Source organism: Erwinia sp. E_sp_B01_1 (assembly GCF_036865545.1).
GTDB lineage: Bacteria > Pseudomonadota > Gammaproteobacteria > Enterobacterales > Enterobacteriaceae > Erwinia.
In genome coordinates, this window is record NZ_CP142208.1 from 1,156,827 (window position 1) to 1,183,659 (window position 26,833).

Consider the following 26,833-nt stretch of genomic DNA (forward strand, 5'->3'; position numbering starts at 1 on the left):
AGTAGTGCGCTAAAATAACTAAAAATCAAAACGGCTCCTTCGGGAGCCGTTCCTGCTTCTGCTATCTGGGCCCACGCACTCTTATCACCCCTTCCTGCACCGTTGAAGCCACCAGCGTACCCTGCTGATTATAAAACTCCCCGCGAACAAAGCCTCTGGCGCTGGATGCTGAGGTGCTCTCAACGCTGTACAGCAGCCACTGATTAAGACTGAACGGGCGGTGGAACCACATTGAGTGATCGATGGTGGCAACCTGCATACCGGGCTCAAGAAAACCTTTCCCATGCGGCTGGAGTGCAACAGGCAGGAAATTGAAATCAGAGGCGTAACCCAGCAGGTACTGGTGAATACGTTTGTCCTGCGGCATGCCGCCGTTAGCGCGGATCCAGACATGCCGCACAGGTTCATCAACATGGCCCTGGAGCGGGTTGTGAAACTTTACGGGTCTTATTTCAAACGGCTTCTCAGAGAGAAATTTCTCACGCGCTTTTTCAGGGATGAAATGCGCCAGCTTATGGGCGAGATCGCCTTCACTGGGCAGCGCATCCGGGCCGGGCACGTCAGGCATCGTTTTCTGGTGCTCAAAGCCGCTTTCCGGGGCCTGAAAAGAGGCCGTCATATAGAAAATAGGATGACCATTCTGGACTGCGCTGACTCTTCTGGCGCTGAAACTCTGACCATCACGCAGCGTTTCCACATCATAGATAATCGCTTTCTGACTGTCGCCAGGGCGCAGGAAATAGCTGTGAAAAGAGTGAATAATACGGTCTGCGGGCACCGTTTGTTTGGCAGCATAGAGTGCCTGGCCTACCACCTGCCCACCGAAGACCTGGCGTAAGCCAAGATCTTCACTCTGGCCACGAAACAGGCCTTCTTCCAGCTTTTCCAGGTTCAACAGATTTAACAGGTTTTGCAGGGCCTGACTCATAGCGGCAATCCTCAGTGATCAACTAGCTCACAGTTTGCGAGATCCGACCAGTTACCGTCAACGGGGCGTGACAATTATCTTCAGAGATAAAGAGAGGAGAGGGCACTTCCAGGAAAATATCAGTAACTTGTGCCAGAATTAAAGTTAACAGAGCAGTGAATGACTGTTCTTTGGGCTAACTGAAACATCAACTTCTGCATTGATCATAAGGAGAATACATCAATGAAAGTCTGGCCAATGTTAACGGGCGCCGCGCTGGCGGTGGTACTTTCCGGATGTGCTGATAAAGGCAAAGATGTGCCCACGGCGACGCTGGCTTCACAGGTGGCAGGTGAGCAGGCAACGCTTCGCCAGCCTAACGTCAGTGGATCGATCTATATTCGCCAGCGTGTGGCGCTGCCGCCTGATGCAGTGCTGACGGTCACGTTATCTGATGCTTCACTGGCTGATGCACCTTCAAAAGTCATCTCACAGCGGGTAGTGAGAACCGATGGTAAGCAGGCGCCTTTCAACTTTATCCTGCCTTACAATCCAGCGGATATTCAGCCCAATGCAAGGATCCTGCTGAGTGCAGCTATCACCGTAAAAGACAAAATGATGTTTATTACCGATACGGTTAAACCGGTTATCAATAATGGCGGGAACAAGCAGGAGTTGATACTGGTCCCGGTTCCTTCAATGGCGATGCCAACGCAAAGCGGAGCGGCGACAACGGTGCCTTCAACTTCTCCAACGCAGATGACGCCTTCCGGGGCAGTTCCTGCACCTACTTCATTGTAAAATCACCGCCCCTCTGTGGGGCGGTTAGCCTTCCCAGCGATATTTTTTCAGCGCTACTTTGCCCTCTGCGCTAACTTCAACGCCTTCATTCAGCAATGCATGACGCTGACGATCAAGATCGTCACCGGTCAGGGAAATTTCACCGAGTCTGTTTATTACTCTGTGCCAGGGAAGCTTACTGCCTGCAGGCAGGCGTTTTAAAACGCCTCCCACCTGACGGGCAGCTCTGGGGGAACCAGCAAGACGGGCAATGTCGCCATAGGTGGTGACTTTGCCCCTGGGAATAGCAGCAACTATATGAAAAATGCGTTGTTTAAAATCGGGGTGTTCCATTGTTCTCCCTGAACAAGAAAGCAACGGTCAAAAGGCGCAGGGTTGCAATTGCCTGGGGCTTGATTGATAATGCCCTCGCTCCATCTGATGGAGCACTCAATGGGGGCCCGGTTGGTTCTCCCGCAATGCTAACTTGTGAACTCGGTCAGATCCGGAAGGAAGCAGCCGCAGCAGGTGACGCGTGTGCCGGGATGTAGCTGGCAGGGCCCCCACCCAATTCTGCCCTTGTATGCCAGCCCCACCTTCCTTTGTAAAATCCAGCCTTTAATTAAATTGCGACTCAGTTCTGAGAAATACTTTAGCGAACGAATTTCCAGACCGAAACCGGGATTTTATCGTAAAGCTTATTCATGGTCAGTTCAGCCAGACGATGATCCGCTGCAGAATAAAATACAGCCAGCTCATTATCAGATAATTCGTATTTGTTTTTTTCGATTACGCGCTCAAGGGTGTCGATTGACCGACAACGTCTTAAACGCATCAGATAATCAGTTTTAGTAAGAAGTTTATCTGTCATTGTTAAACCGTAGGAAAAATAAAGGGTTGCTAAAATGAATGGCTCGCCGGTAAAGGAACAAGAGCGCATTCCTCTGCAAAAATGTTAAACAGACGCTTTGCTGATTTTTGCCAGCGCTGTAAATCCTGAACATTAATGCCGTAATTACTGAAGAGCATAAACGTATCATCGAGATATTCATCTATCTGACTAATCAGGTCACTGTCTTCGATGTGTTTAATTTTGTAATTCATGGTGAAGGCAGCAATATGCTCAATCAGGTCATTGAGTTGTAAATTGACTGCGGAAGTAGGATCGTTGACCCAGCCATGGTGGCTGTCACCTAAGGTGGCCAGGCTTTCGTCGTACAAATTTTCACACAAGAATTTCAGCTGGGCGATATCATGCCTTTTTGGTGAGTATTCGTCCATCTTTTTCCCCTCCATAGCGAGTATTGATGCCGTCAGCGCGGGCTTTAAGCGAGTAGTGTGCCAGGAAGCGATATTAATTCTTAACCAAACTTATAAATAAATATAACGTAATAAAGCACTATTTGCGGGGCTATTACGCAATATTACAATTCATCTGCCACGGTAGTCTGATCGTTGTCAACGAAATCAAAAATCAGTTCACCAGGTATCCATTCAAAATTGACCGATTCAGTGATGGTCTGGTCTGCATCTATATCGAGACAGGCGTTGAATACGTTCCAGCGAAAGCTGTATCTCATCTTATATCGCGATTCACCTGAACATTCTACAGAAATAATTTTAAGGCTGTCGGGAACATATTGCGCGTTTTGTGAATACCAAAACAATGACCCCGTCAGCTCCTGTTCTATTTTGGGAATAATCCGCTGAAGGTTTTCCGTTAACCGAAACAGGTCTGCTTCTTTATCAGTATAAATGAAGGGTATCGCTTTGCGCATTTTTCCTCCACAGAGTTAATTAATACTTATAGACATAATTGGTCAGAGGCAGGCAATAATCAAGCCTTCGGGATAGTTAAGTAACTATCTCAATGATTTAGCTATTAATTATCTTAGTAGAGAAAGTGAATTTCTGCGACTTTAAAAGTGGGGAAGTTGAAAAAACTTTATATTACATAGGGACTGACAGTTCCGGACAGGAAGTAATAATTAGATACACTTTGTATTACGTAAAGCGGTAAAGAGATTGTATGCTATTGTTATGTTATAACATAATAATGGCAATTTCTGATGTCTTCTGTTTCAGCTTTACTCCGTTACGGTACCCTCTTAACCCAGTCTGCCTCAGTACGTCTGCTGCTTTCCGCCGCTGTGGTAACGGTGCTGATGATCTTAACTGACTGGGCACTGGCCTGATGATTACCCTTAACCAGTTAAGAGTTGGCTATCAGGGAAGGGCAGTGACACCCCTTCTTGAGGGGGAATTTGCGCCGGGGACCATGACGGCGCTGATCGGAGCAAATGGCTCTGGTAAATCAACGCTGCTTAAGACTCTGTCTGGATTATTGCGTCCGGTAAGCGGTTCAGTAAACTTCTCCCGGCCACGGGCCAGCCTTGCCTGGCTACCCCAGCAGTCAGAAATAGAGAAAACCTTTCCAGTTAATGTTTTTGACCTGGTGGCAATGGGGTGTTGGGAAAAATGTGGCTGGTTTGGCGCTGTTAACAAAAAAATGCGTCTGGCAGTGATGCGAGCGCTGGAAGAAGTTGGTATGGAAAATTTTGCTACTGCACAGCCGGGCACCCTCTCAGGCGGGCAACTGCAGCGCGTTCTTTTTGCCCGTCTTCTGGTTCAGGATGCCACATTGCTGATGCTGGATGAGCCTTTTGCCGGCGTCGATGACCAGACAACGGACCTGCTGTTGCAGTTGTTGCAGGCGCGCCATCAGGCGGGCTGCACGCTGATTGTGGTACTGCACGATATGGCCAGGGTGGAGAAATATTTCCCTCAAACTGTGCGTCTCAAAAGCAGCCATGCTGAATGGTCAGGGACAGGATCGAGCGTCACTCGGGTGAACTTTAATCCTGCTCAGGGAGCCTCATAATGCTGGCTCTGCTTCATCCTTTCATTGAGTTTGGCTTTATGCGTCGTGCGCTGGTGGCCTGTATTGCCCTTTCTCTCAGCGCCACGCCGCTTGGCGTCTTTTTATTACTCCGCAGAATGAGTCTGGTTGGCGATGCGCTTTCTCATGCCGTGCTACCCGGCGCGGCTATCGGCTATCTGATCTCCGGCTTATCGCTGGTGGCGATGGGGACCGGCGGGATCATTGCCGGGCTTTCCGTCGCCTTACTTTCTGGTGCGGTCAGTCGTTATACCCCGCTGCGGGAAGATGCCAGTTTTGCCGGTTTTTACCTGGGCTCCCTGGCTCTTGGCGTCACTCTCGTCTCGTTACGCGGTTCCAGCGTTGACCTGTTGCACGTTCTCTTCGGTTCTTTGTTAGCCGTGGATAACCCTTCAATCCTGCTGGTCAGCGCTATTGCAGCTGTTTCCCTGCTGATTCTGGCTCTGATTTACCGTCCTCTGGTTATTGACGCCTTCGATCCCGGCTTTTTACGCGCGCAAAATCGCTGGGTTGCTCCCCTGGTGCATGGCATTTTCCTGGTGCTGGTCGTCACTAACCTTGTGGCAGGTTTTCAGGTGTTGGGGACACTGATGTGTGTCGGCTTGATGATGTTGCCTGCCGCCGCAGCCCGTTTCTGGGGAAAAGCACTGCCTGGCATGATTGCCGCCGCTATGGTGCTGGCGCTGCTGGCGAGCTTCAGCGGATTAATCGCCTCCTTTTACCTCTCGCTGCCTGCCGGTCCGGCGGTGGTGTTGAGCGCCGCGATGCTGTTTTTTATCTCAATTTTAGTGGGGCCCTGCGGCGGAATTTTCTGTCCGCGCCCGTTTTCAGTTGGTAAGGAGAAAGTATGAAGAAGTTACCTGTTGCGCTGGCTCTGGCGGGGATAATGCTGACCCCAATGGCAATGGCGAAAACGGTGGATACCGTAGCCAGTTTTTCCGTGCTGGCCGATATTGTCAAAGAGGTGGGTGGCGATCATGTGAAGGTCAAAAGTCTGGTAGGGCCGGATGGCGATCCGCACAGCTTTGAGCCCACTCCCCAGGATAGCCAGGCTCTGGCGAAAGCGGATGTGGTGTTCGTGAGCGGACTGGGTCTGGAAGGGTGGATGGATCGACTTATTTCCGCTTCGGAATATAAAGGGAAAGTTATTGTCTCTTCACAGGGAATTGAAACCCGAACGATGGAGGAGGACGGCAAATCGATTACCGATCCCCATGCCTGGAACAGCATGAAAAATGGAGTTGTCTATGCGACCAACGTGATGAATGCGCTGATCGCCGCCGATCCGCAGGACGAGGCTTATTTTCGTCAGCGTGGTTCAGCCTATATCAGCCAGCTGAACAAACTGGATAGCTGGGCGGCAGAGAGTTTTGCTGCCATTCCGCAGGGGAAAAGAAAAGTCCTGACCAGCCATGATGCTTTCGGCTATTTTGGTCAGCGCTACGGCGTCAGCTTTATGTCGCCAGTGGGCTTTTCAACCGAGTCTGAAGCCAGTGCCTCTGATGTGGCCGGGCTGATAACCCAGCTCAAAACCAGTCACATCCACAGCTACTTCATCGAAAACCAGACCGATCCCCGCCTCGTTAAACAGATCGCCTCTGCCTCCGGTGCGCAACCGGGCGGCGAACTTTATCCGGAAGCGCTGACTAAAAAGGGCGGTGCAGCGGATACCTATACAGCTGCTTTCAAACATAACGTAGAGGTGATGGTTGCCAGTATGAAGTAATCAAAAGAGGGCCAGCCGGCCCTCTCTTTACTTAAGGGATAAAAAAAGCGGGCCGTTTTAAATGGCCCGCTTTTCGCGCAAATCGTATCAGCTTATTCAACTGTTTTGTCCGTCACACCGGCTCAGGTTTGCGGCTTTGAATGGCTGCACCGTCAGCGTTTCTTCTTGCCACCCTGCACGGCTTTAAAGCGCGGATTACTTTTGCAGATGACGTAAACGCGGCCATGGCGGCGGACAACTTTGCAATCTTTGTGGCGTTTTTTGGCAGAAGCCAGAGAGCTTAAAACCTGCATAACCAACCCTTATTTCGACGAGGTGAAGAAACGGCCAAAGCGCTGATTAAAGCGGTGTGCGCTGCCTTCTTTAGCAAACTCTTTCTGCTTGCCGGTGTAATACGCATGAGACGCGGACGAGACGTCCAGCGGTACGTATGGCAGCACTTTGCCGTCCAGTTCTACGGTGCGATCGGTTTTGATTGTCGATCCCACGGTGAAATAAGTGTCTGCACTGGTGTCATGAAAGGCCACTGTACGGTAGGCCGGATGAATACCTTTTCTCATAAATCCCCACTGAATAATGAATGTTATAACATAACAATAATTATGCGCGCGGCCGTGCCGGATTGCAACTGTAATCACTTTAAAGTCCAGGCAATCGTCATCGCAGTAAAAGGCGGGTGGCTTAAGTTTCTGCATAAAGCGGGAGAGGGCAGTAATGCCGCTCAGAAGGATGACAAAGAAGGAACAGGGGGGCGATACAGGCAAAAAAAGAGGCCGCCTTAGCGACCTCTCATAACATCAACTCACGAATCAGTGCTGATGATGCTCTTCAGGATGACCCTGTTCAATCTCTTCTTTGTTCTTACCAAAGCGACGGCGAACCACCACAAAGAACACAGGAACGAAGAAGATCGCCAGAATCGTTGCGGTCACCATGCCGCCCATAACCCCTGTACCTACCGCATTCTGCGCACCGGAACCTGCACCGGTACTGATAGTCAGCGGCAATACGCCAAGGATAAAGGCCAGCGAGGTCATCAGGATTGGACGAAGACGCATACGAACCGCTTCCAGCGTCGACTCAACCAGACCCTTGCCCTCTTTTTCCATCAGATCTTTGGCGAATTCCACGATTAATATCGCGTTCTTCGCCGACAAGCCAATGGTTGTCAGCAGGCCCACCACAAAGTAAACGTCATTACTGAGGCCACGAACGGTGGTAAAGATCAGAGCGCCTATCACCCCCAGCGGTACCACAAGCATGACCGAGAACGGAATCGACCAGCTCTCGTACAACGCGGCAAGGCAGAGGAACACCACAATCAGCGAGATAGCGTAGAGTGCCGGTGCCTGGTTACCAGACAGACGTTCCTGATAGGACATGCCCGTCCAGTCATACCCTATGCCCTGCGGCAGCTTAGAGGCCAACTCTTCCATCAGGTCCATCGCTTCACCCGAGCTTTTGCCAGGTACCGCCTGTCCCAGAATTTCCATTGAAGGCAGACCGTTATAGCGCTCCAGACGCGGTGAACCATATTGCCATTTAGCCGTAGAGAACGCGGAGAACGGCACCATCTCACCAGTAGCATTGCGCACGTACCATTTATTGATATCGTCCGGCAACATACGGGAGGTGGCTTCGCCCATTACGTACACCTTCTTCACACGACCGCGGTCGATGAAGTCGTTGACGTAGGAGCCGCCCCAGGAAGCACCCAGCGTGGTATTGATGTCAGAGATAGAGACGCCGAGAGCTTCTGCTTTCTCCTGATCGATCATCAGCTTGTACTGTGGAGTATCTTCCAGACCGTTAGGCCGCACGCCGGCAAGCACATCCGGATGTTTGGCAACCATGCCAAGCAGCTGGTTACGTGCCTGCGTCAGGGCATCATGTCCCAGGTTAGCCTGGTCAATCAGCTCAAAGTCGAAGCCGGTGGCGTTACCCAACTCGATAATGGCTGGCAGGTTAAACGGAATGACCATCGCATCTTTGATGGCGCCGAATGCCTGCATAGCCCGACCCGCAATCCCCTCTACCTTGTTCTCAGAACCTGAACGTTCGTCCCAGGGCTTAAGGCTGACGAAGGCGATACCGGTGTTCTGACCACGTCCTGCAAAGCCAAAGCCGTTAACGGTAAACACCGACTTAACGTTATCTTTCTCTTTTGTCAGGAAGTAATCCGTTACCTGGTCCAGCACCTTCTGGGTACGACCCTGAGTTGCACCAGCAGGCAGCTGAGCCTGTGCCAGCAACAGCCCCTGATCTTCTTCCGGCAGGAAGGAGGAGGGCAGTTTGACAAACAGGTACGCCATGCCAACCACAATCAGCAGATAAATCAGCAGATAGCGGCCTGTGCTACGGATAATGTGACCAACGCTGTCGGTATAGTGGTTGGTGCTCTTGTCGAACATGCGGTTAAACCAGCCGAAGAAACCGGTAGTCTTGCCGTGATCGCCTTTTTTAATCGGCTTAAGCATGGTCGCGCAGAGCGCAGGCGTCAGGATCAACGCCACGATAACCGAAAGCACCATTGCCGAAACGATAGTGATGGAGAACTGACGATAAATAACGCCGGTTGATCCCCCAAAGAAGGCCATCGGGATAAATACCGCAGACAGAACCAGAGCAATACCTACCAGGGCGCCCTGAATCTGATCCATCGACTTACGGGTGGCTTCTTTCGGTGGGAGACCCTCTTCGGCCATCACCCTCTCGACGTTTTCCACCACCACGATGGCATCATCCACCAGCAGACCTATCGCCAGCACCATCCCGAACATCGTCAGCGTGTTTATCGAATAGCCAAACGCGTTGATGATGGCAAAAGTCCCGAGCAGCACTACCGGAACCGCAATCGTTGGGATCAGGGTGGCACGGAAGTTTTGCAGGAACAGATACATGACCAGGAACACCAGTACGATCGCCTCAATCAGGGTTTTTACCACTTCATTGATGGAGATTTTTACAAAAGGTGTAGTGTCATACGGGTAAACGGTTTCCATCCCTGACGGGAAGAACGGCTCCAGCTTAGCCAGCTCCGCTTTAACCGCTGCGGCCGTGTCCAGTGCGTTGGCACCGGTTGCCAGCTTGATACCGATACCGGAAGCAGGTTTGCCGTTGTAGCGCGCAATGATCTCGTAGTTTTCACCGCCGAGTTCAATCTTCGCCACATCTTTCAGGGTTACCCGTGAGCCGTCCGAATTAACCTTCAGCAAAATTTTGCCAAATTCATCGGTAGAAGTCAGACGCGTTTGCGCAATAATCGAGGCATTAAGCTGCTGCCCCGGTACCGGAGGGGAACCCCTAACTGACCTGCCGCAACCTGTGAGTTCTGACTGTCAATGGCGCTGATAACATCAACCGGGGTCAGTTGATAATTATTCAGCTTGTGCGGATCCATCCAGATGCGCATCGCATACTGAGCACCAAATATCTGGGTATCACCCACGCCAAGCGTACGGCTGATAGGATCTTTGATATTCGAGGCGACATAGTCTGAGATGTCATTCTGGGTCATGCTGCCGTCCTGGCTAACAAAACCGGCTACCATCAGGAAGCTGCTGGAGGATTTCTGAACCTGAATCCCCTGTTGCTGCACTTCCTGAGGCAGTAATGGCGTGGCCAGCTGCAGTTTGTTCTGCACCTGAACCTGCGCGATATCCGGGTCAGTTCCTGACTCGAAAGTCAGCGTTAACTGTAAAGTACCAGATGAATCGCTGTTCGATGACATATACATCAGGCCATCGATACCATTCATGTTTTGTTCAATAACCTGCGTGACGGAGTCCTGCAGCGTTTTCGCATCGGCACCCGGGTAGGTGGCACGAATCTGCACGGCCGGTGGCGCAACATTAGGATATTGCTCAATCGGCAGCTTTAGAATCGAAAGCACACCCGCCAGCATAATGATGATGGCGATAACCCACGCAAAAATGGGGCGATCGATAAAGAACTTAGCCATGTATCAGTGGCTCCTGTTTAAGACTTCGGTTGTTCAGACCCTGCATTTTTAGCCTGGTCCGGACTCACTTCCTGCGGAGTAACCTGCGCTCCCGCTTTAGCACGCTGAAGACCCGTGGTAATGACTTTTTCGCCCTCTTTCAGACCGCCAGTCACCAGCCATTTGTCGCCAACAGCCTGGTCTGTGGTCAGAGTGCGAACTTCTACTTTGTTATCCGCGCCCACCACCATCGCTGTTGCCTGGCCAGTTGGCGTGCGGGTTACCGCCTGCTGTGGCACTAACAGAGCGCTGGGGTTGGTTCCCTCTTCAAGACGGGCACGAACAAACATGCCGGGCAACAAAGTGTGATCCGGGTTAGGGAACACCGCACGCAGCGTGATCGAGCCGGTGGTCTCATCCACGGTGACATCAGAGAATTCTAATGTTCCGCCCTGAGCGTATTCGCTACCATTTTGTAACAGTAGTTTGACCTGAGCTTTACCATTAGCCTGTTGCAGCTTACCGGAGTTCAGCTCATCGCGCAGACGCATAAAGTCTTCGCTGGACTGAGTCACATCGACATAGATAGGATCAAGCTGTTGTACCGTAGCCAGTGCAGTAGTCTGAGCGCTCTGAACCAGCGCACCTTCCGTAACGGAAGATTTACCAATACGGCCACTGATAGGGGAGGTCACTTTGGTGTAAGCCAGATTAATGCGGGCTGTTTCGACATTGGCTTTAGAAGCCTGAACGGCAGCAGCCGTCTGGCTTTGCGTGGCCATAGCCTGATCGTAATCCTGCTGACTGATGTACTTAGTGCCCAACAGCGGCTTGTAACGTTTTACGGTTACAGCGGCAATCTGAGCATTTGCCACTGCCTGAGCTAAATCGCCTTTGGCACTGTCATACGCAGCCTGATAGGTCGCGGGATCGATCTGATACAGTGATTCCCCCGCCTTGATATCGCTGCCTTCCACGAAATTACGTTTTAAAATAATGCCCGAAACCTGGGGGCGAACTTCAGCAACGCGAAATGACGAGGTGCGACCCGGAAGATCGGTCGTGATTTTCAGTGGAGCATTTTTCAGCGTCAATACACCCACTTCGGGTGCCTGTTGTTGTCCGGCCTGTTGCTCTTCTTTATTGTCACATCCTGTCAGCGCTAAGCTTCCTGAAAGCATCAGAATGGCCGCCAGAGGCGTTAACCCTCTGTTTTTGTTCATAAATAAACCTCGAGTGTCCGATATCGATTGTTCAATGGATCACAAACCCATAAACCCATTGCTGCGTTTAAATTATGGTCGTGCTATGTTACATACATTCGCAAATGTATGTAAGTCCACCTTTTTGTAAAAATCATCCTATGGCACGAAAAACCAAACAGCAGGCGCTAGAAACGCGAAATCATATAATTGACGCAGCAATTGAAAGGTTTTCCGAACACGGCGTTTCCAAAACGTCACTGGCTGATATCGCGGCTGCGGCAGGGGTGACGCGTGGTGCAATTTACTGGCATTTCAAAAACAAAACTGACTTGCTCAATGAAATCTGGGCACAGTCCGAATCCGGACTGGAAGACTTAGAGGTTGAGTATCAATTAAAATACCCTTCTGATCCACTCTCTGTCATGCGTGCCATGGTGACCTATGTCCTTGTGGCCACGGCCCGGGACCAGCGCAGACGTGCTCTTATGGAAATTATTTTCCATAAATGCGAATTTGTGGGCGAAATGACCACCTTGCAGATGATGCAGCAGACTCTGTACCTGGAATGTTACGAGAAGATTGAAGATGTTCTGCGCCAGTGTATTGAAGCGGGTCAGTTACCTGCTGAACTCGAAACCCGCCGTACAGCCGTTGTGATGCGCGCCTATATTACCGGCATCATGGAGAACTGGCTGTTTATGCCCGAAAGCTTTGATCTGGTGGCTGATGCGCCGCAACTGGTTGAGGTGCTGATCGATATGTTGCAGCACAGCCGTACGTTACGCACCTCCGCTGGTTAGCAATCAAACCCGGTATTGCGCAGAAGCTGACTTACCCTCAAAACTCAGCAATGCGCATCACCCTGGTAAACAGCAAAACCGGGTAATGCGCCGGTCACTGACCAGCCTCACATCCCCGAATCGCATTCAGACCTGAGCTGCCGTCAGAGACAAAACCTTACGGCTGTTTTGCCACTTTAGATTCGAAATCTCTCTGCACTATAGCCAGCGCGGCAAGCACCGTCTGCGGCGCAATATTGTTCTCTTCCAGCAACATAATCAGATCGACCGCCAGCTTTACTTCTTCCGGGGCGTTTTCAAGCGACATTCTCTGCTCCTTACAGATCCCGACACCATCAGATCCGCAGTTTTTTGATCAACAGTACCATAATGAGCGCACCGGCCAGAGCGATCAGCATGGCTCTGGGTTCCATTTCCGCCAGGGTGCCATAACTGAAGAAGACGCTGATATAGCCCCCTATCAACGCACCCACTACAGCCAGTACCAGCGTCGGGATCAGGCCGCCGGGCCGGCCCGGAAAAAACGCCGGGTCAGGAAACCTGTCAGCAAACCGATGACTATCCACGAGAGAAGCCCCATACGTATCTCCAGCCAAAAATTTATCCAAGTATATACGTTAAAACCGGGTAAACCTGGCTGACGCTAAGGTTCACGTTTTTCAATTGCGCGTTCGATGCGTTTTGTAGCCTGCAAACAGCGCTGAAGCCGGCCTTCCTGAGCGGCAATCTCACGCTGAAGGTTTTGCTGCTGCACCAGCGTTTCACACCTGGCTAACTGGCTTTCACGGTCGGCTATCATCGCCCTCAGGCGCCGCTCATAATCCTGATGTTTCGCCAGCTTCTCATAAAGATTCTCGCTGACCGGTTCGGCTACCACTTCGCCCTTGCGCAGGGTAAGCGTCGCCAGTTCGCGCTGTAATGCAGTGATCTGAAGCACCACGCGCTCGGCCATCCAGGCGACGCGCTCGGGCCGCTGGTCTGCAACGCTCTGTTTTAGCAGCCCCAGATTCTGGCGGATCTCCAGAAGATAATCCCCCAACCGGGTGGTGTGGGTATGGAACAGTTGGGCATCGAAACGCGCCTTTGGCGTGCGTTTATTGCTGTGGGGGGCCACCGCTTCGGCCAGCTGTTCCAGCTTTGCTTCCAGTTGCTGAAGCAACAGGGCACTTTTCATCTTGTGGTCTCCAGTCAAGGCGTGCCAGGATTATCGTCTGAAAGGGAAAGGACTCAGACAATGCAACGTATCATTCTACTGATTATTGGCTGGTTAGCGATGGGGTTAGCAACGCTGGGGGTGATTTTACCGCTGTTGCCCACCACACCCTTTCTGCTGCTTGCGGCCTGGTGTTTTGCCCGCTCTTCTCCCCGTTTCCATCACTGGCTGCTGCACCGTTCGCTGTTTGGACCTTATTTACGCCACTGGCAACAGCATCGCGCGCTGCCACCCAGGACCAAAGGACGTATGGTGGTGTTTACCCTGATTACCTTTGCCTTCTCTTTATGGCTGGTGAAGATCCTCTGGGTGCGGGTGATGTTAGTCTGCCTGCTCACTGTTCTGCTGATCTTTATGCTACGTTTACCGGTAGTCGGGGACGGGCAAGAAAAGCGGTAATTTTGCGGACTATGGTTGCAATTGCCCGAAGGTTTGCATAGATTTGGTCGTTTTCGTGCGTGGCTTCCCCCTGACGTTTCCCTTTTTGCTCTGCGACACAGGTCGTCAGCGCTGATGAAGCTGCGCGAGTCAGATTTGTATTTACCAGGCATAACACTATGACCGCGACTGCGCAGCAGCTTGAATTCCTTAAAAACAGTATCAAAAGCATTCCGGACTACCCGAAGCCGGGTATTTTGTTCCGTGACGTGACCAGCCTGCTGGAAGACCCCGAAGCCTATGCGCTAAGTATTAAGCTGCTGGTTGAACGTTATCGTGACAGGGGCATCACCAAAGTCGTTGGCACCGAAGCCCGTGGATTTTTATTTGGCGCACCCGTGGCTTTAGGGCTGGGTGTAGGTTTTGTTCCCGTGCGTAAGCCGGGCAAACTGCCCCGCAAAACCTTTTCCGAATCTTACGAGCTGGAGTACGGCACCGATAAGCTCGAACTGCACTGCGACGCTATCGGCGAAGGCGATATCGTGCTGGTGGTGGACGATCTGTTAGCGACCGGCGGCACGATTGAAGCTACCGTTAAGCTGATCCGCCGTGCCGGAGGCGAAGTAAAAGATGCCGCCTTTATTATCAATCTGTTCGACCTCAGCGGTGAAGCCCGCCTGAAGGCGCAGGGCATCGAGTCCTTCAGCCTCGTTAACTTCCCAGGGCACTAAACCCCCAACGTTCAGCCTCGCCGTAAAGGTGGGGCTGTGTTAGCATTACCCTCCGGTTCACTCAACACATCCCGCGAATTAATGAGCTATCAGGTACTGGCCCGCAAGTGGCGTCCACAAGCGTTTACTGATGTCGTCGGTCAGGAGCATGTCCTGACAGCGCTGGCTAATGGCCTGTCGCTCGGCCGCATCCATCACGCTTATCTGTTTTCCGGCACCCGAGGTGTGGGAAAGACCACCATTGCCCGCCTGTTGGCGAAAGGACTGAATTGCGAAACGGGCATTACGGCTACCCCGTGCGGTCAGTGTGATAACTGTCGTGAAATTGAGCAGGGGCGTTTTGTCGATCTGATTGAGATTGATGCCGCCTCCCGTACCAAAGTGGAAGACACGCGCGATCTGCTGGACAACGTGCAGTACGCACCAGCGCGTGGCCGCTTCAAAGTTTACCTTATTGATGAAGTGCATATGCTCTCGCGTCACAGCTTTAATGCGCTGTTAAAAACGCTGGAAGAGCCTCCTGAGCACGTGAAATTCCTGCTGGCAACTACCGATCCGCAGAAGCTGCCGGTGACCATTCTGTCGCGCTGCCTGCAATTTCATCTGAAAGCCCTGGATGTTGAACAGATCCGCGGCCAGCTTGAGCACGTGCTGCACGAAGAGAAAATTGACGCCGAAGCGCGATCGCTGCAACTGCTGGCACGCGCAGCGGATGGCAGCATGCGCGATGCGCTGAGCCTCACCGACCAGGCCATTGCGATGGGGCAGGGGCAGGTGACCACTGAAACGGTCAACGCCATGCTCGGCACGCTGGATGATGAGCAGCCGCTGGCGCTGATTGAAGCGCTGGTCAATGCGGAAGGCGAGCAGGTGATGGCGCTGCTGAATCAGGCTGCCTCTCGCGGCGTTGAGTGGGAAGCGCTGCTGGTTGAAATGCTGACCCTGCTGCACCGGGTGGCAATGATCCAGCTGCTGCCCTCCGCGCTGGGCGATGACTATGCCGCCGTTGAGCACCGCCTGCGCGAACTGGCACGAGTGTTACCGCCAGCAGATGTCCAACTTTATTATCAGACGATGCTGGTGGGCCGCAAAGAGTTGCCGCTGGCACCCGATCGGCGTATGGGCGTTGAGATGACGCTGTTGCGCGCGCTGGCCTTTCACCCGAAACAGGTGATTGCTGAGCCGGTTGCCCGTCCGGCAATGACGCCGCAGGTGCCGCCCGCTGTCTCACAGCCCGCTCCGGCGGTTCCTCCGACAGCGGGCACGCCTGCCCATACCGTGCAGGAAGCGCCCCCTCCGGGGAATTTGCCCGATACCACCAGTCAGTTACTGCAGGCGCGAACGCAGTTGATGCGCCAGCAGGGAGCGACCAAACCAAAAAAGGATGAGCCGGCGGCGCAAAATGCGCGGCCGGCAAGTTCGGCACTGGAGCGGCTGGCTTCAGTTACCGGGCGTGGCCAGAAGCGGCAGGCTGCCGCTGAACCCGCAGCCCCGGTAAAAAAAGAGGCCTATCGCTGGAAGGCGCAGACGGTGAGCGAGGCGGAGCCAGAACCCTTAGCCACCCCTAAGGCTTTGCGCAACGCGCTTGAGCATGAAAAAACGCCGGAACTGATGGCGAGGCTGACCTCTGAATCTTTGCTGCGGGATGCATGGGCAGCAGAGATTGCCACGCTGACGCTGCCTAAACTGGTACAGCAACTGGCGCTGAACGCGTGGAAAGAGGAGACGGAGAGCGGCATTTGCCTGCATCTTCGCTCCAGCCAGCGCCACCTTAACTCTCCATCAGCGCAGAAAGTGTTGAGCGAGGCATTAAGCGCGGCAGCAGGTCAACCGGTTGAATTGACACTGGTAGAAGATGATAATCCATCGGTGTTAACGCCGCTGGAATGGCGTCAGGCGATTTACGAAGAGAAACTGGCGCAGGCGCGTCAGTCCATTATCGCGGATACTCATATTCAGACGCTGCGTCGTTTTTTTGACGCGGACCTGGATGAAGAGAGTATTCGCCCCGTTTGAAACGCTGCATGACCGCCCCGGTGGAATGCGGCCCGATCTGAGAGAGAAAACTATGTTTGGAAAAGGCGGAATGGGCAACCTGATGAAACAGGCCCAGCAGATGCAGGAAAAAATGGCTCAGGCTCAGGAAGAGATCGCAGCCCTGGAAGTGACCGGCGAATCAGGCGCAGGTCTGGTAAAAGTCACCATCAACGGCGCGCACAACTGCCGTCGTGTTGAGGTGGATCCAAGCCTGCTGGAAGATGATAAAGATATGCTGGAAGATCTGGTCGCTGCGGCATTTAACGATGCTGCCCGCCGCATCGCAGAAGCGCAGAAAGAGAAGATGGCTGGCGTTTCTAACGGTATGCAGCTGCCACCTGGCTTCAAGATGCCGTTCTGATGCAGACCAGCCCGCTCCTTGAAAGTTTGATGGAGTCGCTGCGCTGTCTGCCAGGCGTTGGGCCAAAATCGGCCCAGCGTATGGCTTTTCAGCTGTTACAGCGTGACCGCAGCGGCGGCATGCGTCTGGCTCAGGCTCTGACGCGTGCCATGTCAGAAATCGGCCACTGTGCCGACTGCCGGACCTTTACCGAGCAGGAAATCTGCACCATCTGCGCTAACCCGCGTCGTCAGCAAACCGGGCTGATTTGCGTGGTGGAAAGCCCGGCGGACATTCATGCCATTGAGCAAACCGGGCAGTTTGCCGGTCGCTACTTTGTGCTGATGGGTCACCTTTCACCGCTCGATGGCATTGGTCCCAATGACATCGGCCTTGATCGGCTGGAGCAGCGGCTGGAAAAAGAGTCTGTTCAGGAAGTGATCCTGGCCACCAACCCCACGGTGGAAGGGGAGGCAACGGCCAACTACATCGCTGCAATGTGCGGACAGTATGGCGTAGAAGCCAGCCGTATTGCGCATGGTGTACCCGTTGGTGGTGAGCTGGAAATGGTCGATGGCACCACGCTGTCGCACTCTCTGGCAGGCCGCCATAAGATTAGATTCTAGCCAATTAGCGGCACGATCCGTCGTGCCCGCTTGAAATCTCTGTTAATGCCCCCACTCTACATCTCAACGTATTTCCATCTCCACTAGTTGAGGTAGCAATGACCATGAAAGGACAAGAGACGCGTGGCTTCCAGTCAGAGGTAAAACAGCTTCTGCACCTGATGATCCATTCCCTCTATTCAAACAAAGAAATCTTCCTGCGTGAGCTGATCTCCAACGCCTCTGATGCGGCGGACAAACTGCGTTTTCGCGCTCTGTCCACCCCGGATCTTTATCAGGGCGATGGCGACTTACGCGTGCGGGTTTCCGTTGATAAGGAAAATCGCACCCTCACGCTGAGCGATAACGGCATCGGCATGACGCGTGATGAAGTCATTGAAAACCTGGGCACCATCGCCAAATCCGGTACCAAATCTTTCCTGGAATCTCTGGGTTCCGATCAGGCTAAAGACAGCCAGCTGATCGGTCAGTTTGGTGTGGGCTTCTACTCTGCCTTTATCGTGGCAGACAAGGTTTCTGTACGCACCCGTGCAGCCGGTGTAACGGCAGATGAAGGCGTGTTCTGGGAATCTCAGGGTGAGGGCGAGTACACCATCGCCGACATCACCAAAGAAGATCGTGGAACCGAAATCACCCTGCACCTGCGCGAAGGTGAAGATGAGTTTCTGGATGCCTGGCGTGTGCGCAGCATCATCAGCAAATACTCCGATCACATTGCCCTGCCTGTGGAGATCGAAAGCCACAACGAAGAAGAGAACACCACCAGCTGGGAAAAGATCAACAAAGCCCAGGCGCTGTGGACGCGTAACAAGTCCGACATCAGCGAAGAAGAGTACAAAGAGTTCTACAAGCATGTTTCTCATGACTATGCCGATCCGCTGACCTGGAGCCACAACCGTGTGGAAGGCAAGCAGGAGTACACCAGCCTGCTGTACATCCCGTCTCAGGCTCCGTTTGATATGTGGAACCGTGACCATAAACACGGGCTGAAACTCTACGTACAGCGCGTGTTTATCATGGATGACGCTGAACAGTTTATGCCTAACTACCTGCGTTTCGTTCGTGGGCTGATAGATTCCAGCGATTTGCCGCTGAACGTCTCGCGTGAAATTCTGCAGGACAGCCGCATCACCCAGACGCTGCGCAATGCGTTGAGCAAACGTGCGTTGCAGATGCTGGAGAAAGTGGCGAAGGATGATGAAGAGCAATATCAGAAGTTCTGGCAGCAGTTTGGTCTGGTCCTGAAAGAAGGCCCGGCTGAAGATACCAGCAATGCTGAAACCATCGCTAAGCTGCTCCGTTTCGCCAGCACCAGCAGCGAAGGTTCCGCACAGACTGTCTCGCTGGAAGACTACCTGACACGCATGGTGGAAGGTCAGGAGAAGATTTACTACATCACCGCCGACAGCTATGCCGCCGCGAAGAGCAGCCCGCATCTGGAGCTGTTCCGCAAAAAAGGCATTGAAGTGCTGCTGCTCTCCGATCGTATCGATGAGTGGATGATGAGCTACCTCACCGAGTTCGACGGCAAGCCATTCCAGTCAGTGAGCAAGGATGACGAAGCGCTGAGCAAGCTGGCTGACGAAGAAACCGAAGAGCAGAAAGAAGCAGAAAAAGCGCTGGAGCCGTTTGTTGAGCGAGTGAAAACTTTACTGGGCGATCGGGTGAAAGAAGTGCGTCTGACGCACCGACTGACCGACACGCCAGCTATCGTCACCACCGAAGCCAACGACATGAGCACCCAGATGGCGAAGCTGTTTGCTGCTGCAGGTCAGGCCGTGCCGGAAGTGAAGTATCTGTTTGAACTCAACCCGGATCATGCGCTGGTGAAGCGTGCTGCTGATACGCATGATGAGGCTCACTTTGCCGAGTGGGTAGAGCTGCTGCTGGATCAGGCGATGTTTGCAGAGCGTGGAACGCTGGAAGATCCTAACCTGTTCATCCGCCGTATGAACCAGCTTTTGCTGGGATAATCAGCTCCGCAGTTTGAAGTGCTGAATAGACATAAACAGCTGTCCCTCTGGAGGGCAGCTGTTTTTTTTGCCGTTTGCCCCATCCGCATCAACCTGCCATCGCCGCCTCTTCCAGCAGCCAGCGGCGAAAAACATCAATTTCCCTCTCTTCCCTGCGTGAAGCCTTCACCATCATCCATGTCGCCCTGTCCACCTCAGCAAACCCCAGGGGCGCTATCAGTGTCCTCTCCTGAATTTCTTTCTTCACCAGAATCTGCGGCGTCATAATAATCCCCAGCCCGTTCCTGGCTGCCTGAATAGCCAGCGTCAGATTATCGAAATGTTTCCCGGCCCAGAAATCGCCCCGTGCGCCAGTTTTTTTCGCCCACTCAGCCCAGGCATGAAGCTTGGTGTCAGCATGAAGCAGCGGCAGCGTAGAAAAGTCTGTCTCATAGGTAAAACGGTTACTGAAAGAGGGCGCACATACCGGGCCTATGTAATCCACGGTAATCAGAGTGGCAGCAATATCAGCCTGCATCGGCTGTTCATGGCTCAGTATTAATACGTCCGACTGCTCGTTTCGTACCCGCTCAATATCCACATGTGTCTGGAAGGTCAGCGCAATATCTTTATAGCGTTCAGTAAAACGACTGATCCTTGGGATCAACCATTGCGCCAGAAAGCTCGGCGCACAGGAGACAGTCAGGCTGTGATGATTTCTGGCGCGAATTTTTTCGCAGGTCGTCTCTATCTCACTAAAAACCTGCATACAGCACACCTTCAGCCGCTCACCATCGGACGTCAATTGCACACGGCCATTGGCCCGCAGAAACAGCGGCTTACCCAGCCACTCTTCCAGTAACTTGATTTGATGACTCACCGCACTGTGGGTCACGTTCAGCGACTGCGCCGCCAGACTGAAATTCTGATGCAGTGCGGCCAGGTGGAAATAGCGCAGGGCGCGTAGCGAAGGAAGTCCCGACATCGTTCTACCCTGTTAGAAAAACTAACAGGAAGTGTCTGTTTATATCATTTTAAAGTCCAGTCTCTTTTGCCTAATCTGAGTTCGTCAATGGACTGGCTTGCTCTACAGCGAAGCGACGGACGTTTAAGTCAAATACCGTACAGCGCCATTTCTCACTGATTCAGCCCACGATTACATTCAACAGCGACGTGAAGGAAAGGAAAATGACAAATCAGCATTCCGTAAAAACACAGCTTGTAATGTTTACCGGTGGACGGGACAGCACGCTGGCAGCGTGTTATCTCATGTTACAGGGTATTCCTGTACACCTCTGGTCAGGAAACAGTGGATGTTCACTTCATCGTGGCATTTTATCGCACCGTGTGGATGAGCTGAAAAACCGGTTTGGTGACCTGGTTGTCGACCACACCGTAGCCGATATCAGCGGTGCCTTCCGCTCTATAGCTATTGAGCATCTGGAAGAAGATATCCTGAAGTACCGCAAGAATCTGGTTCTGCTGGGGGAGAAGTTAGCCATTCATGCCCACCTTGTGGATTTTTGCCGTCGCAATGACATCAATACAATCAATGACGGCATTACCCATTATCAGATGGAGTTCCCGGAGCAGCGGCAGGTAGCGAAGTCGTTTTTGATGGAGATGATGGCGCAGTTTGATATCAACTATCAGTCGCCAATCTATGAATTCGCTCAGTCAGCGGATGACGTGAAATATCGCCTGCTGCAGCTCGGGATTTCCACAAAATCACTGGAAGGGATCAGCATCTTCGCTGACAGCTTCTCCACGCCCAGTGATGAAGTGATCCTCTCTTACCTGAAAGATAAAACCCCGCTGGCTCTTAACATTGTGCGTTTCCTTTCAGGCGAAACCCTGGCCACGCCAATACTGGGTAAAACCACCAGCGCTGCCGCCTGAGGCGGTACCGTCATGCGACGTAACCCCCGGGTTACGTCCTTTTATGGAGCCTGAAATGAAAATCATCGTTAAATGTGCGGCCATTATCATTTTTCAGCGTTCTCTGCTGCTGACGCGTAAGCGCGGCACCGCAACTTTTATTTCACCGGGCGGAAAACCGCTGGCGGGGGAAGATCATCTGACCTGCCTGAAGCGTGAACTTCAGGAAGAGCTGGGTGTGCAAATTAAAACTTTCCGGCCTTTTGGCCTGTTTCATGGCCTGGCAGAGTTTGAGGCACTGGCAATCGAGAATCACGTATATCACGTTGAGATTGCAGGGCAACCCCGAGCAGGTTCAGAAATCGAAGAAATTGCCTGGGTCAATTACCGCAGGCCACCTTGTGAAATCGCGGTGGGATCGATCTTCCGCGATAACGTTATGCCACTGCTTTATCAGCAAGAGTTGATCAACTAATGGATGCATCTTCATTATCACCCCAGTTACAGAAAATTCATGGCGATCAATTTTATAAGCGAGCGCGTATGCAGAGAGATGAATTAAGGGAAGAGCTGTCCCGCCTCTATAAGCTGCAGGATTACGATATTTTCTTTGTCCAGTCAGTGCGGGTGGGGTTGGTTATTCTTTCGCATCTGTTCCATAAGCAGGAAACTACCCTGTGCCTGGCTAAACACGCCCATTACCAGCCGGTCAGCGAACTGTTTCATCATCCTGCTTCGCAGTTTACGGGGCCGGGCAATGTGCCGATCATCACCCACGTTAACCCTTACACCGGCACGGTTAACAGCCTGAAAGATTGCAAAGGAAAAGGGGTAGTGGATGCCTCGCACAGCTTTGCAACCAACCTTCACGGCAGCCTGATCGGGGACAGTTCAATCTTCGTGGCGCCGATGCACAAACACGCTTCACTGACCGTTGGACTGGCGATCATTGCACTGCGTCCGGAGGACTTCAGTACCCTGATGCGCAGCGAACTTCGCCTGTTTGAAGAGTCTACGGCCTCTTCAAAACCGCTTGAGGAAGCCCTGAGCAATATCCGCAGCGAAAGTTGGCAGCCTTATAACGTGGCGCAGGTCATGCGGGTGGAGATGAAAGATATCGGTGGCATGGATTTCACCTCCATCAGCGAACCGACCCTGCCGTTCAGTTGCTTCACCGTGCCGCCGTTGAGCGAAGCGCTGCAGCAGAAGGTGAAAGCGGCCGGAGCCAGTTACTTCCCGCATTCAAACACCCTGCGTTTTTCCTGCTGGGCCAGAGGCGACGGGAAAAAGCCGGTTGATACCACCACCCTGGTTGAACAAAATCTTATGCAATTATGGGAGCGACAATGAAACAGAATCCCGGCAATCTGATTGGCATTCTGGGGGGGATAATCCTCAGCACGGATTCCGTCTTCATCCGGCTGATGAACATTCCGGATTCATGGACGATCGTCGCGCTGCGTGGCTGTTTTATGTGGGCGATCTGCATGCTGGTCTGGGCGATGTGGGGCAAAAGCCGCAGCACCATTGGTCAGCCCTGGCTGACCCGTGACAATGTGCTGTCGACGCTGTTTTTCTGCATCTCTTCAGCCTGTTTCGTCAACGCGCTGAACCGCGGAAATGTCGCTACGGTGCTGGTGATTATCTCCTCAACGCCGTTTATCTCCGCACTGCTTTCACGCCTGTTTTTCAGCATCAAAAGCGATCGTAGCGTGATGATCGCCGCATTAGCCGGCATTGTTGGCGTGATTATCGTGATGTCCGGCCGCACTGAGGGCAGTCATGCTGTCGCTAATGCCTATGCGCTGGGCACCGCGGTTTCTATGGCGCTGGCCTTTATTTTCACCTCGCGGGTCAAAGGGGGCACGCTGGGATTACCCTCGCTCGGCGGGTTACTTGCTTCCATTTTGATTGCTCTGTGGATGGGGCCGGAATTGGGTGCTAGTCTGAAAACATTGACCCTTGAGCAATATGGCTGGTCGCTGGCCGAAGGGGCGTTGATCATGCCGCTGGCTATGGGTTTGATCACCTTATCGACCCGATATGTCTCTGCTGCGAATGCCGGTCTGTTTCTGCTGCTGGAAACCGCACTTGCTCCGTTATGGATGGCGCTGTTCATGGATGAAATGCCTGCAATTCAGGCAGTTGTCGGTGGTGCGGTGATCGTCACGGCGGTGATAGCCCAGACTCTCTACGCGCGGCGCCAGATTGCCCATGCCCGTTATGCCGATGCAGGATAACCGCGCAGTTCCTTGTGGATAAAGGGCCATGATGGTATGTTCTTGCCCTGGATAAATAGATCATTTAAGCGATTCGCAAGGGGATTTACGCAATGCGTATTATTCTGCTCGGTGCACCGGGTGCAGGTAAGGGGACTCAGGCTCAGTTCATTATGGAGAAATACGGTATTCCGCAAATCTCCACGGGCGACATGTTGCGTGCAGCGGTTAAAGCTGGCAGCGAACTGGGTAAACAAGCCAAAGAGATCATGGACGCCGGTAAGCTGGTTACCGACGAACTGGTTATTGCGCTGGTCAAAGAGCGTATCGCTCAGGAAGACTGCCGTAATGGCTTCCTGCTGGACGGTTTCCCACGCACTATTCCTCAGGCTGATGCCATGAAGGAAGCGGGGATCAAAGTCGACAACGTGCTGGAATTTGCCGTGCCTGACGAACTGATCGTTGAGCGTATCGTAGGTCGCCGTGTTCATGCGCCGTCTGGCCGTGTGTACCACGTCACCTTCAACCCACCAAAAGTGGAAGGCAAAGACGACGTGACCGGCGAAGAGCTGACCACCCGTAAAGACGATCAGGAAGAGACCGTGCGCAAGCGCCTGGTTGAGTATCATCAGATGACTGCTCCGCTGATTGCTTACTACAGCAAAGAAGCTGAAGCCGGTAATACCGCGTATCACAAAATCGATGGCACCCGTAAAGTGCCTGAAGTCAGTGCTGAACTGGCTAAAATCCTCGGTTAACATTCTGGGGCCAGGCCATGTCTGGCCCCTGTTACAGCAATTGGTTTTCCCCCCGCAATTTTCCGCTAGAATAAGTCTCGTTTTCATCTCCTGATGCCCAGATAAGGAATAACAATGCGGCAAGATAAACCCGGCGTCCTGTTGGTGAACTTAGGTACGCCTGACGCGCCCACCACGCCTGCTGTTAAACGCTACCTGAAACAATTTCTCAGCGATCCCCGCGTAGTGGATACGCCGCGCTGGCTGTGGTGGCCGATCCTCAATGGCGCAATCCTGCCAATCCGTTCTCCACGCGTGGCAAAGCTCTATGCTTCCGTGTGGATGGACGAAGGTTCCCCCCTGATGGTCTACAGCAAACGGCAGCGTGATGCGCTGGCAGCACGGCTGGATATGCCGGTGGAGCTGGGCATGAGCTATGGCAACCCCAGTTTAAAAAGCGCGCTGGACAGCCTGATGGCTCAGGGTGTAACCCGCCTGATAGTTCTGCCACTTTATCCGCAGTTCTCCTGTTCCACCGTGGCGGCGGTCTGGGATGGGATCACCAGCGTTTTCGCCGGCTACAGAAGCCTGCCTTCTGTAGATTTCATCCGCGATTATGCGGAACACCCGGCCTATATTGCGGCGCTGAAAGACTCGGTAGAGCGCTCTTTTGCCAGACATGGTAAGCCGGATCTGCTGGTGATGTCGTTCCACGGCATTCCGCAACGTTTTGCCGATGAAGGCGATGACTATCCGCAGCGCTGCTATGATACCGGTGAAGCGCTGAAAGCCTCGCTGGGCCTCACTGACCAGACAGCGATGCTGACTTTCCAGTCCCGCTTTGGCCGCGAACCCTGGCTGACGCCTTATACCGACGAAACCATGAAGTCGCTACCGGCTAAAGGCATCAAACATGTGCAGATCATGAGCCCGGGATTCTCTGCTGACTGTCTTGAAACGCTGGAAGAGATCAGCGAGCAGAACTGTGAGTTCTTTATGCACGCTGGCGGCACTAAATTTGAGTATATTCCGGCGCTCAACGATGATGAACTGCACATCGACATGATGGTTGATCTGGTCAACGGGCGGAGATAGTCAGATGAAATTTCCCGGTAAGCGTAAATCAAAACACTATTTCCCGGTCAGCGCCCGGGATCCGCTGCTGCAACAGGCGCAGCCCGAGCAGGAGAACACCGGAAGCTGGATTGTCGGCATCGATCAGACGCTGGTGGATATTGAAGCCAAAGTAGACGATGACTTCATTGCCCGCTACGGCCTCAGCAGCGGACATTCCCTGGTCATAGCGGATGATGTGGCCGAGCAGCTTTATGCCGAGTTGGTCAGGGAGAATTTGATTACGCATCAGTTTGCCGGTGGCACTATCGGCAATACCCTGCACAACTATTCGGTGCTGGCGGATGACCGTTCAGTGCTGCTGGGCGTGATGTGCAGCAACGTGCAGATTGGCAGCTACGCCTACCGTTATCTCTGCAACACCTCCAGCCGGACAGATCTGAATTACCTGCAGGGTGTGGACGGGGCGATTGGCCGCTGCTTCACCCTGATTGGTGAGCATGGCGAACGAACCTTTGCCATCAGTCCGGGCAAGATGAACCAGCTTAAGAAAGAGAGCATCCCGGAAGAGGTCATTGCCGGTGCTTCCGCGCTGGTTTTAACGTCTTATCTGGTACGCTGCGCGCCCGGTGAACCTATGCCGGAAGCCACCATGCAGGCCATCAGCTTTGCTAAAAAGCATAATGTTCCGGTGGTGCTTACTCTGGGCACCAAATATGTGATTGGCGATAACCCCTCTTTCTGGCGCGAATTCCTGCAGGAACATGTCTCTATTCTGGCAATGAATGAGGATGAAGCTGAAGCGCTGACCGGCTTAAGCGATCCGTTACAGGCCTCCAACATGGCGCTGGACTGGGTGGATCTGGTGCTGTGTACGGCTGGCCCGCATGGCCTGTTTATGGCCGGGTTTACGGAAGAGGCGGGTAAGCGGGTGACTCAGCACCCTCTGTTGCCAGGCGCGATCCCTGAATTTAACCAGTATGAATTCAGCCGCGCCATGCGGCATCAGGATTGCCAGCAACCCTTGCGTATTTTCTCGCATATTGCGCCTTATATGGGCGGACCGGAGAAAATCATGAACACCAACGGGGCAGGGGATGGTGCGCTGGCGGCGATGCTGCACGATATCACGGCTAACAACTATCACCGTCTTAATGTGCCTAACTCCAGCAAGCATGGTCGCAGCTATCTGACTTACTCTTCGCTGGCGCAGGTCTGCAAATATGCCAACCGGGTAAGTTATCAGGTACTGAATCAGCATTCGCCTCGCTTAACGCGCGGCCTGCCGGAGCGGGAAGACAGCCTGGAAGAGTCATACTGGGAACGTTAGAAAAGCTCTGGCGGGAAGGGTAAATGCTGGCGGTGCCCCCTGACTCAGGGCACCGCCGGGT

At 53.0% G+C, this 26,833-nt stretch carries 30 protein-coding genes, 1 other RNA gene, 2 pseudogenes and 1 other annotated feature; of the genes and pseudogenes, 20 read left to right on the top strand and 13 right to left on the bottom strand.

Translation table 11 applies throughout. From position 1 onward, the window contains the following. Positions 1 to 61: 61 nt before the first annotated feature. A complete protein-coding gene (gene tesB, locus VRC33_RS05495; protein ID WP_338561680.1) occupies positions 62 to 928 on the bottom strand; it encodes an acyl-CoA thioesterase II in 867 nt (288 codons plus the stop codon). A 222-nt stretch (positions 929 to 1,150) separates the two neighbouring features. On the opposite strand from tesB, the gene VRC33_RS05500 reads away from it, so the two are divergent. Further along, positions 1,151 to 1,708, top strand: coding sequence for a YbaY family lipoprotein (locus VRC33_RS05500; RefSeq protein ID WP_338561683.1), 558 nt, complete (start codon positions 1,151 to 1,153; stop codon positions 1,706 to 1,708). Positions 1,709 to 1,732: 24 nt separating this feature from the next. Here the strand turns inward: VRC33_RS05500 and VRC33_RS05505 are convergent, their stop codons facing one another. Next, a complete protein-coding gene (locus VRC33_RS05505) occupies positions 1,733 to 2,041 on the bottom strand; it encodes an MGMT family protein (protein ID WP_338561686.1) in 309 nt (102 codons plus the stop codon). Between the two features lie 109 nt (positions 2,042 to 2,150). Here VRC33_RS05505 and ffs point away from each other — a divergent pair. Then, positions 2,151 to 2,247: signal recognition particle sRNA small type (gene ffs, locus VRC33_RS05510), an RNA gene on the top strand. Positions 2,248 to 2,339: 92 nt separating this feature from the next. On the opposite strand, the gene VRC33_RS05515 is transcribed toward ffs, so the two are convergent. The 3 genes from VRC33_RS05515 to VRC33_RS05525 form a co-directional block, all read right to left on the bottom strand. After that, the gene (locus VRC33_RS05515; protein WP_034889649.1) at positions 2,340 to 2,558 is read right to left on the bottom strand and encodes an HHA domain-containing protein; all 219 of its coding nucleotides are present in this window, start codon (positions 2,556 to 2,558) and stop codon (positions 2,340 to 2,342) included. A 29-nt stretch (positions 2,559 to 2,587) separates the two neighbouring features. Continuing rightward, the gene (gene tomB, locus VRC33_RS05520) at positions 2,588 to 2,968 is read right to left on the bottom strand and encodes an Hha toxicity modulator TomB (RefSeq protein ID WP_338561691.1); all 381 of its coding nucleotides are present in this window, start codon (positions 2,966 to 2,968) and stop codon (positions 2,588 to 2,590) included. Positions 2,969 to 3,111: 143 nt separating this feature from the next. Next, entirely contained in the window at positions 3,112 to 3,465 is a 354-nt protein-coding gene (locus VRC33_RS05525; protein ID WP_338561693.1) for a hypothetical protein, read from the bottom strand. A 291-nt stretch (positions 3,466 to 3,756) separates the two neighbouring features. Here VRC33_RS05525 and VRC33_RS05530 point away from each other — a divergent pair, with 291 nt between their 5' ends. Genes VRC33_RS05530 through VRC33_RS05545 form a run of 4 tightly spaced genes read left to right on the top strand, consistent with a single transcriptional unit; the run spans position 3,757 to position 6,312 of the window. Continuing rightward, on the top strand, positions 3,757 to 3,882 hold the full coding sequence (locus VRC33_RS05530; RefSeq protein WP_338561695.1) for a hypothetical protein: 126 nt from the start codon (positions 3,757 to 3,759) through the stop codon (positions 3,880 to 3,882). A gap of 44 nt (positions 3,883 to 3,926) precedes the next feature. After that, positions 3,927 to 4,568: an ATP-binding cassette domain-containing protein gene (locus tag VRC33_RS05535; RefSeq protein WP_338561698.1), complete on the top strand. Its 642-nt coding sequence runs from the start codon at positions 3,927 to 3,929 to the stop codon at positions 4,566 to 4,568. Positions 4,569 to 4,570: 2 nt separating this feature from the next. Next, on the top strand, positions 4,571 to 5,437 hold the full coding sequence (locus tag VRC33_RS05540) for a metal ABC transporter permease (protein WP_338564077.1): 867 nt from the start codon (positions 4,571 to 4,573) through the stop codon (positions 5,435 to 5,437). Then, a complete protein-coding gene (locus VRC33_RS05545) occupies positions 5,434 to 6,312 on the top strand; it encodes a metal ABC transporter substrate-binding protein (RefSeq protein WP_338561701.1) in 879 nt (292 codons plus the stop codon). The genes VRC33_RS05540 and VRC33_RS05545 overlap by 4 nt, the downstream gene beginning before the upstream one ends. Positions 6,313 to 6,464: 152 nt before the next feature. Here VRC33_RS05545 and ykgO read toward each other — a convergent pair whose 3' ends face one another. From ykgO to VRC33_RS05565, 4 genes and pseudogenes are all read right to left on the bottom strand, one after another. Continuing rightward, positions 6,465 to 6,605: a type B 50S ribosomal protein L36 gene (gene ykgO / locus VRC33_RS05550; RefSeq protein WP_013201062.1), complete on the bottom strand. Its 141-nt coding sequence runs from the start codon at positions 6,603 to 6,605 to the stop codon at positions 6,465 to 6,467. Between the two features lie 9 nt (positions 6,606 to 6,614). Beyond that, on the bottom strand, positions 6,615 to 6,872 hold the full coding sequence (locus VRC33_RS05555; RefSeq protein WP_338561704.1) for a type B 50S ribosomal protein L31: 258 nt from the start codon (positions 6,870 to 6,872) through the stop codon (positions 6,615 to 6,617). 249 nt (positions 6,873 to 7,121) lie between these two features. After that, positions 7,122 to 10,273 (bottom strand): annotated as a pseudogene (gene acrB / locus VRC33_RS05560) (multidrug efflux RND transporter permease subunit AcrB). Positions 10,274 to 10,290: 17 nt separating this feature from the next. Continuing rightward, on the bottom strand, positions 10,291 to 11,475 hold the full coding sequence (locus tag VRC33_RS05565; protein ID WP_338561706.1) for an efflux RND transporter periplasmic adaptor subunit: 1,185 nt from the start codon (positions 11,473 to 11,475) through the stop codon (positions 10,291 to 10,293). 140 nt (positions 11,476 to 11,615) lie between these two features. Here VRC33_RS05565 and acrR point away from each other — a divergent pair, with 140 nt between their 5' ends. Further along, positions 11,616 to 12,257, top strand: coding sequence for a multidrug efflux transporter transcriptional repressor AcrR (acrR, locus tag VRC33_RS05570; protein WP_338564080.1), 642 nt, complete (start codon positions 11,616 to 11,618; stop codon positions 12,255 to 12,257). 157 nt (positions 12,258 to 12,414) lie between these two features. On the opposite strand, the gene rsmS is transcribed toward acrR, so the two are convergent. The 3 genes and pseudogenes from rsmS to VRC33_RS05585 form a co-directional block, all read right to left on the bottom strand. Continuing rightward, a complete protein-coding gene (gene rsmS, locus VRC33_RS05575) occupies positions 12,415 to 12,564 on the bottom strand; it encodes a pleiotropic regulatory protein RsmS (protein ID WP_338561708.1) in 150 nt (49 codons plus the stop codon). A gap of 28 nt (positions 12,565 to 12,592) precedes the next feature. Further along, a pseudogene (locus VRC33_RS05580) lies at positions 12,593 to 12,837 on the bottom strand (hypothetical protein). A 63-nt stretch (positions 12,838 to 12,900) separates the two neighbouring features. Then, positions 12,901 to 13,431 carry a primosomal replication protein gene (locus VRC33_RS05585; RefSeq protein ID WP_338561712.1) on the bottom strand — a complete coding sequence of 177 codons (531 nt, stop codon included), beginning with the start codon at positions 13,429 to 13,431 and terminating at the stop codon, positions 12,901 to 12,903. Between the two features lie 60 nt (positions 13,432 to 13,491). On the opposite strand from VRC33_RS05585, the gene VRC33_RS05590 reads away from it, so the two are divergent. The 6 genes from VRC33_RS05590 (at position 13,492) to htpG (ending at position 19,555) form a co-directional block, all read left to right on the top strand. Next, a complete protein-coding gene (locus VRC33_RS05590) occupies positions 13,492 to 13,869 on the top strand; it encodes a DUF454 family protein (protein ID WP_338561714.1) in 378 nt (125 codons plus the stop codon). Between the two features lie 158 nt (positions 13,870 to 14,027). Then, on the top strand, positions 14,028 to 14,579 hold the full coding sequence (gene apt, locus VRC33_RS05595) for an adenine phosphoribosyltransferase (RefSeq protein ID WP_338561716.1): 552 nt from the start codon (positions 14,028 to 14,030) through the stop codon (positions 14,577 to 14,579). An 81-nt stretch (positions 14,580 to 14,660) separates the two neighbouring features. After that, positions 14,661 to 16,595, top strand: coding sequence for a DNA polymerase III subunit gamma/tau (gene dnaX, locus VRC33_RS05600; RefSeq protein ID WP_338564082.1), 1,935 nt, complete (start codon positions 14,661 to 14,663; stop codon positions 16,593 to 16,595). Beyond that, positions 15,937 to 15,998: a sequence feature (DnaX frameshifting element), on the top strand. It overlaps the preceding gene by 62 nt. A gap of 52 nt (positions 16,596 to 16,647) precedes the next feature. Next, entirely contained in the window at positions 16,648 to 16,977 is a 330-nt protein-coding gene (locus VRC33_RS05605) for a YbaB/EbfC family nucleoid-associated protein (RefSeq protein ID WP_338564085.1), read from the top strand. After that, complete coding sequence (recR, locus tag VRC33_RS05610) at positions 16,977 to 17,582, top strand: recombination mediator RecR (RefSeq protein ID WP_338561718.1); 606 nt, start codon at positions 16,977 to 16,979, stop codon at positions 17,580 to 17,582. The genes VRC33_RS05605 and recR overlap by 1 nt, the downstream gene beginning before the upstream one ends. Before the next feature lie 98 nt (positions 17,583 to 17,680). After that, the gene (gene htpG / locus VRC33_RS05615; RefSeq protein ID WP_338561720.1) at positions 17,681 to 19,555 is read left to right on the top strand and encodes a molecular chaperone HtpG; all 1,875 of its coding nucleotides are present in this window, start codon (positions 17,681 to 17,683) and stop codon (positions 19,553 to 19,555) included. 88 nt (positions 19,556 to 19,643) lie between these two features. Here the strand turns inward: htpG and VRC33_RS05620 are convergent, their stop codons facing one another. Next, on the bottom strand, positions 19,644 to 20,519 hold the full coding sequence (locus VRC33_RS05620) for a LysR substrate-binding domain-containing protein (protein ID WP_338567545.1): 876 nt from the start codon (positions 20,517 to 20,519) through the stop codon (positions 19,644 to 19,646). Between the two features lie 203 nt (positions 20,520 to 20,722). On the opposite strand from VRC33_RS05620, the gene VRC33_RS05625 reads away from it, so the two are divergent. The 7 genes from VRC33_RS05625 to VRC33_RS05655 all read left to right on the top strand — a co-directional run bounded on the left by VRC33_RS05625 (position 20,723) and on the right by VRC33_RS05655 (position 26,772). After that, positions 20,723 to 21,433 carry a hypothetical protein gene (locus tag VRC33_RS05625; protein ID WP_338561722.1) on the top strand — a complete coding sequence of 237 codons (711 nt, stop codon included), beginning with the start codon at positions 20,723 to 20,725 and terminating at the stop codon, positions 21,431 to 21,433. A 55-nt stretch (positions 21,434 to 21,488) separates the two neighbouring features. After that, positions 21,489 to 21,887, top strand: a complete 399-nt coding sequence (locus VRC33_RS05630) for an NUDIX domain-containing protein (protein ID WP_338561724.1) — start codon at positions 21,489 to 21,491, stop codon at positions 21,885 to 21,887. Beyond that, positions 21,887 to 22,762 carry a DUF6024 family protein gene (locus VRC33_RS05635; protein WP_338561726.1) on the top strand — a complete coding sequence of 292 codons (876 nt, stop codon included), beginning with the start codon at positions 21,887 to 21,889 and terminating at the stop codon, positions 22,760 to 22,762. Before VRC33_RS05630 ends, VRC33_RS05635 begins: the two co-directional genes overlap by 1 nt. Continuing rightward, positions 22,747 to 23,652: a DMT family transporter gene (locus VRC33_RS05640; RefSeq protein ID WP_338567547.1), complete on the top strand. Its 906-nt coding sequence runs from the start codon at positions 22,747 to 22,749 to the stop codon at positions 23,650 to 23,652. Before VRC33_RS05635 ends, VRC33_RS05640 begins: the two co-directional genes overlap by 16 nt. A 92-nt stretch (positions 23,653 to 23,744) precedes the next feature. Next, complete coding sequence (adk, locus tag VRC33_RS05645) at positions 23,745 to 24,389, top strand: adenylate kinase (protein ID WP_338561728.1); 645 nt, start codon at positions 23,745 to 23,747, stop codon at positions 24,387 to 24,389. Positions 24,390 to 24,503: 114 nt separating this feature from the next. Then, positions 24,504 to 25,463 carry a ferrochelatase gene (gene hemH / locus VRC33_RS05650; protein WP_338561730.1) on the top strand — a complete coding sequence of 320 codons (960 nt, stop codon included), beginning with the start codon at positions 24,504 to 24,506 and terminating at the stop codon, positions 25,461 to 25,463. Positions 25,464 to 25,467: 4 nt separating this feature from the next. Continuing rightward, complete coding sequence (locus tag VRC33_RS05655; protein ID WP_338561732.1) at positions 25,468 to 26,772, top strand: inosine/guanosine kinase; 1,305 nt, start codon at positions 25,468 to 25,470, stop codon at positions 26,770 to 26,772. Positions 26,773 to 26,833: the final 61 nt, after the last annotated feature.